General features: G+C 71.2%; 10 protein-coding genes and 1 tRNA gene. 5 read left to right on the forward strand and 6 right to left on the reverse strand.

Features of this window, described 5'->3' with window-relative positions; translation table 11 throughout:
• Positions 1 to 237: 237 nt before the first annotated feature.
• Positions 238 to 1,020, forward strand: coding sequence for a transglycosylase SLT domain-containing protein (locus FHS88_RS11745; RefSeq protein WP_184484819.1), 783 nt, complete (start codon positions 238 to 240; stop codon positions 1,018 to 1,020).
• Between the two features lie 27 nt (positions 1,021 to 1,047).
• On the opposite strand, the gene FHS88_RS11750 is transcribed toward FHS88_RS11745, so the two are convergent.
• From FHS88_RS11750 to FHS88_RS11770, 5 genes are all read right to left on the reverse strand, one after another.
• Positions 1,048 to 3,204, reverse strand: a complete 2,157-nt coding sequence (locus tag FHS88_RS11750; RefSeq protein WP_246419847.1) for a TRAP transporter permease — start codon at positions 3,202 to 3,204, stop codon at positions 1,048 to 1,050.
• A 130-nt stretch (positions 3,205 to 3,334) separates the two neighbouring features.
• Entirely contained in the window at positions 3,335 to 4,351 is a 1,017-nt protein-coding gene (locus FHS88_RS11755) for a TAXI family TRAP transporter solute-binding subunit (protein ID WP_184484821.1), read from the reverse strand.
• Between the two features lie 130 nt (positions 4,352 to 4,481).
• The gene (locus FHS88_RS11760; protein ID WP_184484823.1) at positions 4,482 to 5,612 is read right to left on the reverse strand and encodes a CaiB/BaiF CoA transferase family protein; all 1,131 of its coding nucleotides are present in this window, start codon (positions 5,610 to 5,612) and stop codon (positions 4,482 to 4,484) included.
• Positions 5,609 to 6,451 carry an HAD family hydrolase gene (locus tag FHS88_RS11765; RefSeq protein ID WP_184484825.1) on the reverse strand — a complete coding sequence of 281 codons (843 nt, stop codon included), beginning with the start codon at positions 6,449 to 6,451 and terminating at the stop codon, positions 5,609 to 5,611. Before FHS88_RS11765 ends, FHS88_RS11760 begins: the two co-directional genes overlap by 4 nt.
• Positions 6,452 to 6,453: 2 nt before the next feature.
• Complete coding sequence (locus tag FHS88_RS11770; protein WP_184484827.1) at positions 6,454 to 7,620, reverse strand: acyl-CoA dehydrogenase family protein; 1,167 nt, start codon at positions 7,618 to 7,620, stop codon at positions 6,454 to 6,456.
• A 240-nt stretch (positions 7,621 to 7,860) separates the two neighbouring features.
• Here FHS88_RS11770 and FHS88_RS11775 point away from each other — a divergent pair, with 240 nt between their 5' ends.
• The 4 genes from FHS88_RS11775 to FHS88_RS11790 all read left to right on the forward strand — a co-directional run bounded on the left by FHS88_RS11775 (position 7,861) and on the right by FHS88_RS11790 (position 11,377).
• The gene (locus tag FHS88_RS11775; protein WP_184484829.1) at positions 7,861 to 8,190 is read left to right on the forward strand and encodes a hypothetical protein; all 330 of its coding nucleotides are present in this window, start codon (positions 7,861 to 7,863) and stop codon (positions 8,188 to 8,190) included.
• A gap of 73 nt (positions 8,191 to 8,263) precedes the next feature.
• Positions 8,264 to 9,232 (forward strand): D-2-hydroxyacid dehydrogenase, encoded by a 969-nt coding sequence (locus FHS88_RS11780; RefSeq protein ID WP_184484831.1) that lies wholly within the window; start codon positions 8,264 to 8,266, stop codon positions 9,230 to 9,232.
• A gap of 13 nt (positions 9,233 to 9,245) precedes the next feature.
• Positions 9,246 to 10,640 carry a M20 family metallopeptidase gene (locus FHS88_RS11785; protein ID WP_184484833.1) on the forward strand — a complete coding sequence of 465 codons (1,395 nt, stop codon included), beginning with the start codon at positions 9,246 to 9,248 and terminating at the stop codon, positions 10,638 to 10,640.
• A 113-nt stretch (positions 10,641 to 10,753) separates the two neighbouring features.
• On the forward strand, positions 10,754 to 11,377 hold the full coding sequence (locus tag FHS88_RS11790) for an EF-hand domain-containing protein (RefSeq protein WP_184484835.1): 624 nt from the start codon (positions 10,754 to 10,756) through the stop codon (positions 11,375 to 11,377).
• 92 nt (positions 11,378 to 11,469) lie between these two features.
• Here the strand turns inward: FHS88_RS11790 and FHS88_RS11795 are convergent.
• Positions 11,470 to 11,544, reverse strand: a tRNA-Val gene (locus tag FHS88_RS11795).
• Positions 11,545 to 11,601 lie beyond the last annotated feature (57 nt).

Consider the following 11,601-nt stretch of genomic DNA (forward strand, 5'->3'; position numbering starts at 1 on the left):
GCCAAGTTTAGGGAGGAAACGTCCAAGAAAGACGGCGGGAGGCGAGGCCGACCCGCCGCAGGCCGGTAGTTAGGCGCGTTTGCAGGGCTTCGCAAGGGGAATTTTGCAGCGCAGCATGAATGTCGCAACGCAGCATGCGAACGCATGTTTATTGCGTGGCATGGCGCTTGCGGTTTCCAGGCCATGCCAAGCCACCCCCATGCTGCCCCCGCCTCGCGCGCGCGCCTGTCGCGACTGATGGCCCTGCTGCTGGGACTCGCGCCTGTTCCGCAGGCGCTTGCGCTGCCCGCGCCGGAGCCCGGCGCCGCCTGCCGCGCCGCCATCGCCATGGCCGAGCGCGAGCGCGACGTGCCTGCCGGGCTGCTCCAGGCGATCGGGCGCGTCGAATCCGGCCGCCGGGACCCCGCGACCGGGCGCATCATTCCCTGGCCTTGGACGATCAATGCCGAGGGGCGCGGCATGTATTTCCCGACACGCGAGGCAGCGATTGCCGAGGTGCGGCAACTCCAGGCCCGCGGCGTCCGGCTGATCGATGTGGGGTGCATGCAGGTGAACCTGCATCACCATCCGAACGCCTTTGCCTCGCTGGAAGCCGCCTTCGACCCACTGACCAATGCGCGCTACGCCGCGCAGTTCCTGTCTGACCTGCGCGCCGCCGCGGGGGATTGGGCGCGCGCGGCCGGGCACTACCACTCCCAGACGCCCGAGCGGGCCGAGCCCTACCGCGCCCGGGTGCTGGCCGCCTGGGCCGGCGAGCAGGGGCGGCCGGCCGGGGATCCGGCGGCCGAAGCCGCGCTGCTCGCGCGCTTCGCCGCCGGCGGGGCGGCCTCCGGGCCGCTCAGCCTCGCGAACCGGGCCGAGCGGGCCCAGGTGCTGCCGGCGGCGAACCCGGGGCAGGGGCGCGGCCTCGACGCCTACCGCGCGGCGCCGATCATGATGGTGGGCCGGCCGGCCGCGCAGCCGCCGGCCCAGCCGCCCGGCCGCGTGACGCCCTTCGCCTTCTTCCGGCGCCCGGGCTGAGCGCGCGAGGGTGCCGGGAGGATCGCCTCAGGCCGCCGCGGGCCTCGCCTCGGCCCGCCGCGCCGCCCGCAGGTTCAGCGCGAAGAGGGCGGCGAATACCGCGAGGCCGACGACATGCGCCAGGAGGTTCTCCGGCCACATCATCGCCGCGCCGGCCAGCAGCAGCACGGGCCTGACGAGCCAGGAGACCGGCGCCTCCAGATGGCCGTCTATCGCGCCGCCGATCGCGTAGATGGCGAAGAACGCGAAGAAGGCCACCTGCAGGTCGTGCCAGATGTTGCCCCCCATCATCGGCGTGTAGGCGAAGAGCAGCGGCACGATGTAGAGCCCCTTGGCCAGCTTGAGCGAGACGAAGCCCGTCGCCATGGGCGGGGTCTTGGCGATCGCCGCCGCGGCGAAGGCGGTCAGGCACACCGGCGGCGTGATGCCCGAGCTCTGGCTGAGCCAGAAGATGATCATGTGCGCCGAGAGCAGCGCGACCGTCAGCGCCTCGCGCGAGAGCGCGCCCTCGGCGAAGGTGCGGCTGATCTCGGGCGGGATCAGCGCGACCAGGGCGCGGGCCGCCTCGAGGCTCATGGGCTGGCCGATCTCGGCCATGCGGTCGGGGGCGGCGAGCATCAGGATGGCCTTGGCCTGGTCGCCGATGGTGCCGGCCGCGACCGCCTGCAGCACGCTGGAATGGGCGATGAGTTCCGCCAGCGCCGGCGCCGAGAGCGTCGCGAGCACCACATACGCCGCCGTCACCGGCAGGCCCATGCCCAGCACCAGCGAGGCCAGGGCGATCAGGATGAGGGCGATGATCAGGCTGCCGCCCGCCCACTGGTTGATCATGAGCGAGAAGGTGTTGCCGATGCCGGTGGTGGCGATGGCGTTGACCACCACCCCGACGGCGACCAGCAGCACCGCGGTGAGGATCATGTCCGCCGCACCCTTCGCGAGCGCCTCGTAGATCGCCCGCGGCCCCATCCCGTAGCCCTTGCGCAGCCAGGAGGAGGCGATCAGCGCGATGATGCCGGCCCCGGCGCAATAGGTGGGCGTGAAGCCCGCCATCAGCAGGCCCATCAACACCCCGATCGGCAGGAAGAACTGCAGCCCGCCGCGGCGGAAGGCCTCGCCCACAGAGGGCGCGTCCGGGTCGGTCGCGGTCAGGCCCTGCTTGCGCGATTCGATGCGGATGTAGATGGCGACCGACCAGAAATAGAGGATCGCCGGGATCACCGAGACCGCGACGATCGTCAGGTAGGGAATGCCGGTATAGGACGCCATGACGAAGGCGCCCGCCCCCATGATGGGCGGCATGATCTGCCCGCCGGTCGAGGCCGCGGTTTCCGTCGCCGCGGCGAATTTCGGCCGGAAGCCTGCCCGCTTCATCATCGGGATGGTGATGACGCCCGTCGCCGCGACATTGGCCACCGTCGAGCCCGAGATGGTGCCCATCAGCGCCGAGCCGATCACCGCCACATAACCCGGCCCGCCGATCATCCGCCGCGCCACCGCGCGGGCGAAGTCGATGATGAACTCCCCCGCGCCCGAGCGGTTGAGGAAGGCGCCGAACAGCACGAACATGAAGACATAGGTCGCCGAGATCGAGGCGATGTTCCCGAGCATCCCGTCATCTGTGTAGAAGCTGCGGTAGAGCATCGTCTCGAGCGTGAGGCCCGGGAAGGTCAGCATCCCCGGCACGTACTTCCCCCACAGCACCACATAGGTGAAGGCCGTGACCATGATCGCGGGGATCAGCAACCCCGTGGTGCGGCGGACGAATTCCAGCGCGAGCAAGGGAGCAAGCGCGGTGAAGAACCAGTCGTACCACTCGAACCGCGCATTGCGCTCGAAGAAGGAGGCTTCGCCGAGCATGAGGTAGGCGATGAGCGAGAGCGAGAGCGCGGCCAGCACCACATCGAGCACGAGCACGAGGCGCGCGCCCTGCGCGCTGCGCGCCTGGAAGGCGGGATAGACGAGCGCGCAGAGCGCCCCGAAACCGCCGAAATGCACGATGTTGACCCACATCTCGGACCAGGTGCCGAGCGTGTTGAGATAGATGTGCAGCAGCGAGAGCAGCGCGCCCCCGACCATGGCGGCCTGCCCCGCGGCGGTGCCGGGCCCGCGCAGCGCCTTGCCAGTATCAACGTCCACCGGAGCCTCGGCGGCCTTCGCCTGCCGCTCCGCCATCCCCTCGGACATCCTGAACAACTCCCTGCCCGCGATCGCCCGGCACGGCCGCGGAAGCCCCCACGCTCTGTGATTGGCGCCCGGCCGCCCAGGCGCAAACTCGTCCGCGGCCGGCCGGGGCTCGCGCCCCGGCCGCTGCGCCTCAGCCCGGGATCATCGCCGGCGGGATGGTCAGTCCGCGCTCGCGGTAGTAGCGGATCGCGCCGGGATGCAGCGGCAGCGGACCGCCGCTCGCCGCGTCCTGGAGGTCGATCTCGCGCGTCGCGGCATGGATGTTGTTGAGGAAGGGCAGGTTCTCGAAGATCGTCTTGACGATCAGATAGACATCCTGCTCCGGCACCGCGGCATTGCAGGCGAGGTAGTTCGAAAGCCGCGCCGTCTTCCAGGGCTGCGGCTGGTTCGGATAGGTGTTCGCCGGGATCGTGCCGAGGAAGAGCAGCGAGCCGCCGCCATTCGCCTTGGCCACGTCCTCCTCGTTGAACTCGAGGAACCGCATGCGGTCGCCCGCGCTCGCCATGAGCTGCGTCAGGCTGCCCGTGGGCAGGCCGGCCTGGAAATTGCCGCCCTGGATGGTGCCGTTCTGCAGCGCCTCGGCCGTGGGGCCGTAGCCGAGATAGACGAGGTCGAAGCGGTCGGTCTGCAGCCCGAGATTCGGAAACAGCCAGCGGTGATGCGTCTCGAGCCCCGAGCCGCGCGCGCCCATCGAGTACTTGCGGCCATAGAGGTTCGCGAGGTCGCCGATGCGCCCGGTGGGGGCGAGGCGCCGGTCAACCACGAACTGGTCGTAGTTCCACCACAGCGGCAGCAGGCCGCGCAGGTTGTTCTGCGGGCCATCCTGCTGGAAGGGCCCGCTGCCCTGTCGGGCGAACTGCGCCACGAGGCCGGTCAGGATCGCGAACTGCGCCTGGTTCTCGCGCAGCAGCTTCACGTTCTCGGACGACCCGGCGGAGGAGATGGCGCTGAGGTCGAGCCCCTGCGAGGCCTGCAGGCGCACCTTGGTCAGCGTCGCGATGGCGACACCCACCGGATAGAAGACGCCGCCCGTGGTGGCCGTCGTCAGCACATAGGAGCGTGCCTGCCGCTGCTGGGCGAAGGCTGGTGCGGCGAGCACCGTGGCGGCTCCGGCCAGCGCGAGCCGGCGGCGGGACAGTCGGATCATGTCTTCTTGCCTCCCTGGCTAGTTCGGGCGTCCGCCTTGCCGGCGGCGCCTTCTTGTCGAGTACGATTGGACGCCGCCTAAAGTCGCGACTGCGCGCGCCCGGGTCAACCCGGATCGTGCGGCGGCGCGGTCAGCCGCCGAACTCCGCGCGGATGGCAGCACCGTGTTCGCCCAGGGCGGGCACGGCCCCGAAGGGCCGCAACCCGTCCGAGAGCCGGGCCGGCGGCAGCGCGATCTGCACGGGCCCCTTCTCGGTCTGCACCGGCGCGCGCTTGAGCACCGGGTGCTTCTGCAGGCCGCCGCAATCGTTGACGAAGCCGTAGGCGGTGTTCGCCCGCCGCAGCTTCGCCGCGCATTCCTCGCGCGTCAGGGTCGCGAACATCCGCGCGATGTGCCCGTCCACCATCGGCCGGTGCGCCACGCGGTCGTTGTTGACGGTGAAGCCCGGCTTCTGCGGCAGCTCCGGCTCCTCGAGGAAATGCGCGCAGAAGGAGGCCCATTCGCGCTCGTTCTGGATGGCGATGAGCACGTCGTGCCCGTCCTTCGTGCGGAAGGCGCCATAGGGGCAGATGGAGGGATGCGCGAGGCCGATGCGCGGCGGGTTCTTGCCCGTGCCTTCGTATTGCAGCAGCGGCACCGTCATCCAGTCCGCCATGCCGTCGAAGAGGCTGACCGAGATGCCCTTGCCCTGGCCGGTTATGGCGCGCGAGAGCAGCGCCTCGAGCACCGCCGCATAGGCGTGCATGCCGCAGGCGATGTCGCAGGCCGAGACGCCGACGCGCCCCGGCCCCTCTGGCCGGCCGGTGATGTAGGCGAGGCCGCTTTCCGCCTGCACGAGCAGGTCATAGGCCTTCATCGTGGCGTAGTCGCCCTCCTCGCCATAGCCGGAGATGTCCACGGTGATCAGCCGCGGATGGCGCGCGCGCAGCTCCGCGCTGCCGAGGCCCGCGCGCTTGAGCGCGCCCGGGGCGAGGTTCTGGATGAAGACATCGGCGCGCGCGATCATGCGCTCGAGCAGCGCCTTGTCCTCGGGCTTCTTGATGTCGAGGCAGATGCTCTCCTTGCCGCGGTTCAGCCAGACGAAGTAGCTCGAAAGCCCGTTGGCCACGGTGTCGTAGCCGCGCGCGAAATCGCCCTCCGGCCGCTCGACCTTGATTACGCGCGCGCCCGCATCGGCGAGGCGCGAGGCGCAATAGGGCGCGGCCACCGCCTGGTCCATGGCGACGACGAGAAGCCCTTCGAGGGGGCGGGAACCGCTCATGCGTGGGTCTCCGGCAGGGGTGCTGTCACGCGCTCGCGCGCGGCGAGCAGGTCGAGGATGGCGAGGATGCGGGCCTCGAGCTCGCCTCCCGCCCGGTAGTCCGCGGGCACGGCGCAATGGACGCGGCCCTCGGCGATCAGGCGCCGCGTCCGCTCGGCCCGTGCCGCATCGCCCGCCGGATGCACCGCGATGGAATGCCCGCCCTGCTCCTTCACGGTGCGGAAGCAGGGGATGTCGGTGTCGCCGTCGCCGATGAAGATCATGTTGGCGAAGGGAACGCGGCGCTGGTCCTGCGGCCGGTAGGCGTTCACCGCCGTGTCGTCGGCGAGGTCGAGCGCATCCTTGTTGATGCGGAAGAGATACTGCGTCTTGGTGGTGTAGTTCACCGCGACCGCCGGCGCGATCGCCACGCCCGAGCCGTCATAGAGGAAGCCCGAGGCGAAGACGGCGCGGAAATGGCGGCGGATCGCGGTGCCCTCGATCAGTTCCCGCAGGCCGGAGGAGATCACGTAGTGCTCCACCGCAAGGCCCCGCCGCGCCGCTGCGGCGCCGATGCGATCGAACCAGTCCTCGACGCCCGGGAAGAGCGAGATGCCGGCACCCTGGGCGATCCAATCCTCCCGGCGCACCGGCAGGTGCTTGAAGCGCGCCCATTCGAGCATGCGGTGCATGTAGGTCAGGATGCGGTCGCCCTGCTGCGCGACGGCGAGCGCATTGGCCTCGGCCCAGAACTGCGCCGGCTCGACGCCGAGCTTGGGCAGGAACACGTGCTCCTGCATGTTGCCCGGCGCCAGCGTGCCGTCGAAGTCGTAGGCGATGGCGACCGGCACCCCGGCCATGGTCAGTAGCTCCTGGGCATCCCCAGCACATGCTCGCCGATGTAGGAGAGCACGAGGTTCGTGCTGATCGGCGCCACCTGATAGAGGCGGCATTCGCGATACTTGCGCTCGACGTCGTATTCCTCGGCGAAGCCGAAGCCGCCATGGGTCTGGATGCAGGCCTCGGCCGCCATCCAGGCGGCGTCGGCGCAGAGCATCTTGCCCATGTTCGCCTCCTCCCCGCAGGGCAGGCCGGCCTCGAACTTCTTCAGGCCCTGCTGCAGCAGCGCCTCGGCCGCGCGCATGGCCGCATAGGCGCGGGCGATCGGGAACTGCACGCCCTGGTTCCTGCCGATCGGGTGGCCGAACAGCACGCGCTGCTTGGAATACTCCACCGCCTTCTCGATGAACCACTTGGCGTCGCCGATGCATTCGGCCGAGATCAGCATCCGTTCGGCGTTCATCCCGTCCAGGATGTAGCGGAAGCCGCGGCCCTCCTGCCCGACCAGGTTCTCGGCCGGGACCTCCATGTTGTCGAAGAAGACCTCGCAGGAGTTGTGGTTCATCATCGTGCGGATCGGGCGGATGGTCAGCCCCTTCCCGAGCGCGGCCTTCATGTCCACGAGGAAGGTGGACAGCCCTTCGGTCTTCTTCGCCACCTGGTCGCGCGGCGTGGTGCGCGCCAGCAGCAGCATCAGGTCGGAGTGCTCGGCGCGCGAGGTCCAGATCTTCTGGCCGTTGACGATGTACTTGTCGCCTTCCTTCTTCGCGAAGGTGCGCAGCGCGGTGGTGTCGGTGCCCGAGGTCGGCTCGGTCACGCCGAAGGCCTGCAGGCGCAGCTCCCCGGTCGCGATCTTGGGCAGGTACTTGCGCTTCTGCTCCTCGCTGCCGTGCTTGAGCACGGTGCCCATGGTGTACATCTGCGCATGGCAGGCGGCGGCGTTGCAGCCCGCGGCGTGGATCTCCTCGAGGATTGCCGCGGCGGCGGAGAGCGGCAGGCCCGAGCCGCCGTATTCCTCGGGGATCAGGGCGGCGAGCCAGCCCGCTTCGGTCAGCGCCTGAACGAACTCGGTCGGGTAGCCGCGCCGCTGGTCGAGCGCGCGCCAGTACTCGCCAGGGAAACGGGCGCAGAGCTTGCGCACCTCCTCGCGGATCTCGGCGTGGCTGTCGTTCGGCACATGTGCGTCCATGGGGCGTTCTCCCGTCTCGTCCCGGGGATTAGGCCCCGGGAGGGTGGCTGGCAAGCAGGCCGGGACCGCGCCTTGCGGCGCGCTCCGCGCCGTCGCGCCGCCGGCAGGATCATGTCGGCAGGCAGAGCACCACAGGGAAGCGAGCAGAGGACGCCCCCGGCGCGCCAGGGCGTCCGGCAGGCCCCGCGCGTGGAGAGCATGATTGCCCCTCGGGAGAGGACGCGCTAAAGGTTCTCTACCATGGGTAGAAGAACCCTTGCCCTCGCCCTCCTCGCCTGCCTCGCCGCGGACGCTGCCATGGCGCAGACCCGCACGCTCGTCGTGCCGGCCGGATCGGCGGTGGTGATCGCCCCGCGCGGCCAGGCGCAGCCGCGGGCGAGCCTCGCGCCGCCGACGCGGGCCCAGCAGCGCCTGATCGCCACCGCGCGCGAGCCCGACACCCTGACCGCGCCCGGCGCGGCCGCCGCCGCGGGCCTCGCCGGCGCCGCGGCGCTCGCGGTCATCCTCGGCGGCGGTGGCGGGAGCAGCGGTGGCGGCTCGGCCTCGGCCGCGCCCTCGCGCACGCGCTGAACCCGGCCCCCTTGCGCCCCCGCCGCCGCGGGGTCACGGTCGCGCCCGTTCCATCCTCGGGAGACCGCCACGCATGTTGCCGCCGCGCGACCAGCTCACCCTCTGTTTCGCCCATGTCGCCTATCGCTTCGGGGACCGCTTCGCGCTGCGGAACACCGGCATCCGCTTCGTCGAGGTGCGCGACCGCGCCGGGCTCGATGCGGCGATCGGAGAGGCGGATGTGCTGGTCTGCTCCGGCCTGTGGCGCAACGACCTGCCGCAGATCGCGCCGAAGCTGAAGTTCGTGCAGTCGGCCTCGGCAGGCACCGACCAGTATGACCGGGAGGTGCTGAGGAAGGCGGGCATCCGCCTCGCCTCCGGCCAGGGCGTGAATGCCAATGCGGTCTCCGAGCACGCCATCGCCCTGATGCTCGCGCTGCTGCGCCGCATCCCCGAAGCGCGCGACAACCAGGCCAAGCGGTTCTGGCGCGGCATGATGGGCGATTTCAGCAAGCGCGAGGACGAGGCCGGCGGCAAGACCGCGGTGGTGGTGGGTTTGGGCCGCATCGGCGGGCGCATCGCGCGGCTGGCCAAGGCGCTCGGCATGCATGTCGTCGGCGTGCGCCAGAACGTCGCCGGCGGCGCGGAGGGTGCGGACGAGGTGCATTCCTTCCGCGACCTCAAGGCGGTGCTGCCGCGCGCCGATTTCCTCATTCTCGCCTGCCCGCTGACCGAGGAGACGCGCCACCTGGTGGACGCCGCCGCACTCGCGCTGCTCAAGCCGACGGCGCAGGTCATCAACGTCGCGCGCGGCCGCGTGGTGGACGAACCGGCCATCATCGCCGCGCTGCAGGAAGGCCGCATCGCCGGCGCGGCCCTCGACGTGACGGCGGAGGAGCCGCTGCCCGCCGACAGCCCGCTCTGGGCCATGCCGAACGTCCTGATCACGCCGCATACCGGGGGCGAGACGCACCGCTACGAGGACAACGTGCTCGACTTCATGATGGAGAACATCGCCCGACTGCAGCGGGGCGAGACCGCCCTCGTGAACCAGATCGTCTGAGGGGAGGCCCGCCATGCCGAGCCGCGAAGGCGCCCTTGCCCGCGCCGCCGCCTTCTTCGACGGGGGCGGCTTCAAGGCGCTGCTCTCCGACCTCGTCGCCATCCCCTCCACCGCGCAGGAGGAAGGACGCGAGGCCGATCTCGACCGCTACCTGAACGGCGCCATCCGCCCCTGGCTCGAACGGCTCGGCTTCGCGGTGCAGGTGCGGCCGAACCCGGTCGCCGGCTTCGGCCCGATCCTCACCGGCATCCGCATCGAGGATCCCGCACGCCCGACCGTCCTGCTCTACGGGCATGGCGACACGGTGCGCGGCCTCGAGGACCAGTGGCGGCAGGGGCTCGAGCCCTGGCGGCTGATCGAGGAGGATGGCCGCTGGTATGGCCGCGGCACCGCCGACAACAAGGGCCAGCACGCGCTCGACATCGCCGCGCTCGAGGCCGTGCTCGCCGAGCGCGGCGGCCGCCTCGGCTTCAACGTCAAGGTCGTGCTGGAGATGGCCGAGGAGCGCGGCTCGCGCGGCCTGCGCGAGTTCGTCGCGGCCCATGCGCGGGAACTCGCGGCCGATGTGCTGATCGCCTCGGACGGCCCGCGCGTCGAGCCGGACATCCCGACCATCGCCACCGGCACGCGCGGCACCTGGCATTTCGACCTCGTGCTGCGGCTGCGCCCGGGCGGGGTGCATTCGGGCCATTGGGGCGGGCTGACGCGCGACCCGGCCATCCTGCTCGCGCACGCGCTCACCACCCTGATGGACAGCAACGGCCGCGTGCTGGTGCGGGGAATCCTGCCGCCCGCCCTGCCGAACTCGGTGCGCGCCGTGCTCGACGGCTGCCCGGTGGGCGGCGGCGGGGATGCGGCGACGATCGACGAGGGATGGGGCGAGCCGGGCCTGACCAGCGCCGAGAAGATCTACGGCTGGAACAGCCTGATCGTGCTCGCGATGATCTCCGGCCGGCCGGAGAACCCGGTCAACGCGGTCGCCCCCGATGCGCGGGCGCATTGCCAGATCCGCTACACGGTGGACAGCGACCCCGCGGCCTTCGGCCCCGCGATCCGCGCGCATCTGGACGCGCACGGGTTCCACGATGTCGCGGTGGAGAATGCCGGGCTGCGCATGCCGGCCTCGCGCACCGACCCCGACCACCCCTGGGTGCGCTGGGCGCAGGCGAGCATGGCGAAATCCCTCGGCAAGCGGGTGCAGATCATCCCCAATGCCTCGGGCGGGCTGCCGGGCGATGTCTTCGTGGACCATCTCGGCGTGCCGCTGGTCTGGGTGCCGCACAGCTACAATGGCTGCAAGCAGCACGGGCCGGACGAGCATTTCCTGATCGCCCCGGCGCGGGAGGGCATCCTCGCCTTCGCCGGCATGTGGTGGGATCTGGGCGAGGCCGGCACCCCGAAGCCATAAGCGGGGCGTTACGTTTCCTCACCTCGGGGCCGGGCCGGGGCAATGCCGCTGTTACAAAGGCGGCGCAGTGTTCCCTTAGCGGCGCCATGCCGCGAAATGGAAGGACGCAGCCCATGCGGAAGATGACGATGGCGGCGATGGCCGCGGTTCTGGCGGCGGGGGCCTCCAGCCTCGCCTTGGCGCAGCCCGGTCCCGGCGGCGGGCCGGGCGGCCCGGGTGGTCCGGGCTGGCAGGGCGGGCCGGGCGGCCAGGGCGGTCCCGGCCATCACTACCACCACGGGCGCCGCGGTGCGGGTGGCGGCTTCGCCGCCGGCGAGGCCTTCGCGCGCGCCGACGCCAACAATGACGGCCGCGTCACCCTCGAGGAGGGCCGGGCCTGGCTGCAGGCCCGCTTCGCCGAGGCGGACGCGAACAGCGACGGTGCGGTCACGCTCGAGGAACTCCGCGCCTGGTACGAGGCCCGCCGCCCCGAGCGGCGCCGCGAGATGCCGGAATACGCGCGCGCGCGGATGCAGGAGCGCGGCGCGGCCATGTTCCGCTTCGTGGATGCCAACATGGATGGCCGGGTGACCTTCGAGGAGCTCCGCCCCGTCGCCGAGGCGATGTTCCGCGCGGCCGACCGCAATGCCGACGGCGTGCTGACGCGCGACGAGGTGCGCCGCCGCGGCGGCGACGGTCCGCGTGGCCCGCGTGGCCCCGGCGGCCCCGGTGGCCCGGGCGGGCCCGGCCCGCGCTGAACCGGAAGGCGCCGCCGCGCTCGTCGCGGCGGCGTCGCGCACGACCGTGCGCTCAGCCTTGCTCGACGATCTCGGACAGGTCGGGGAGGGAATGGTGGGCGCGACAGGGATTGAACCTGTGACCCTTCGCGTGTGAAGCGAATGCTCTCCCGCTGAGCTACGCGCCCGACCAGGGAGCGCGGGAATAGAGGCCCCCGGCCCCGGGTGTCAAGCGCCGGGCCTTG

The organism is Neoroseomonas alkaliterrae (assembly GCF_014199195.1).
Classification (GTDB): Bacteria; Pseudomonadota; Alphaproteobacteria; order Acetobacterales; family Acetobacteraceae; genus Neoroseomonas; species Neoroseomonas alkaliterrae.

Excerpts from the sequence above, each read along its gene's own strand:
- FHS88_RS11745 (WP_184484819.1), top strand. The coding sequence starts at position 238 with ATGGCCCTGCTGCTGGGACTCGCGCCTGTTCCGCAGGCGCTTGCGCTG.
- FHS88_RS11750 (WP_246419847.1), bottom strand. The coding sequence starts at position 3,204 with ATGTCCGAGGGGATGGCGGAGCGGCAGGCGAAGGCCGCCGAGGCTCCG.
- FHS88_RS11755 (WP_184484821.1), bottom strand. The coding sequence starts at position 4,351 with ATGATCCGACTGTCCCGCCGCCGGCTCGCGCTGGCCGGAGCCGCCACG.
- FHS88_RS11760 (WP_184484823.1), bottom strand. The coding sequence starts at position 5,612 with ATGAGCGGTTCCCGCCCCCTCGAAGGGCTTCTCGTCGTCGCCATGGAC.
- FHS88_RS11765 (WP_184484825.1), bottom strand. The coding sequence starts at position 6,451 with ATGGCCGGGGTGCCGGTCGCCATCGCCTACGACTTCGACGGCACGCTG.
- FHS88_RS11770 (WP_184484827.1), bottom strand. The coding sequence starts at position 7,620 with ATGGACGCACATGTGCCGAACGACAGCCACGCCGAGATCCGCGAGGAG.
- FHS88_RS11775 (WP_184484829.1), top strand. The coding sequence starts at position 7,861 with ATGGGTAGAAGAACCCTTGCCCTCGCCCTCCTCGCCTGCCTCGCCGCG.
- FHS88_RS11780 (WP_184484831.1), top strand. The coding sequence starts at position 8,264 with ATGTTGCCGCCGCGCGACCAGCTCACCCTCTGTTTCGCCCATGTCGCC.
- FHS88_RS11785 (WP_184484833.1), top strand. The coding sequence starts at position 9,246 with ATGCCGAGCCGCGAAGGCGCCCTTGCCCGCGCCGCCGCCTTCTTCGAC.
- FHS88_RS11790 (WP_184484835.1), top strand. The coding sequence starts at position 10,754 with ATGCGGAAGATGACGATGGCGGCGATGGCCGCGGTTCTGGCGGCGGGG.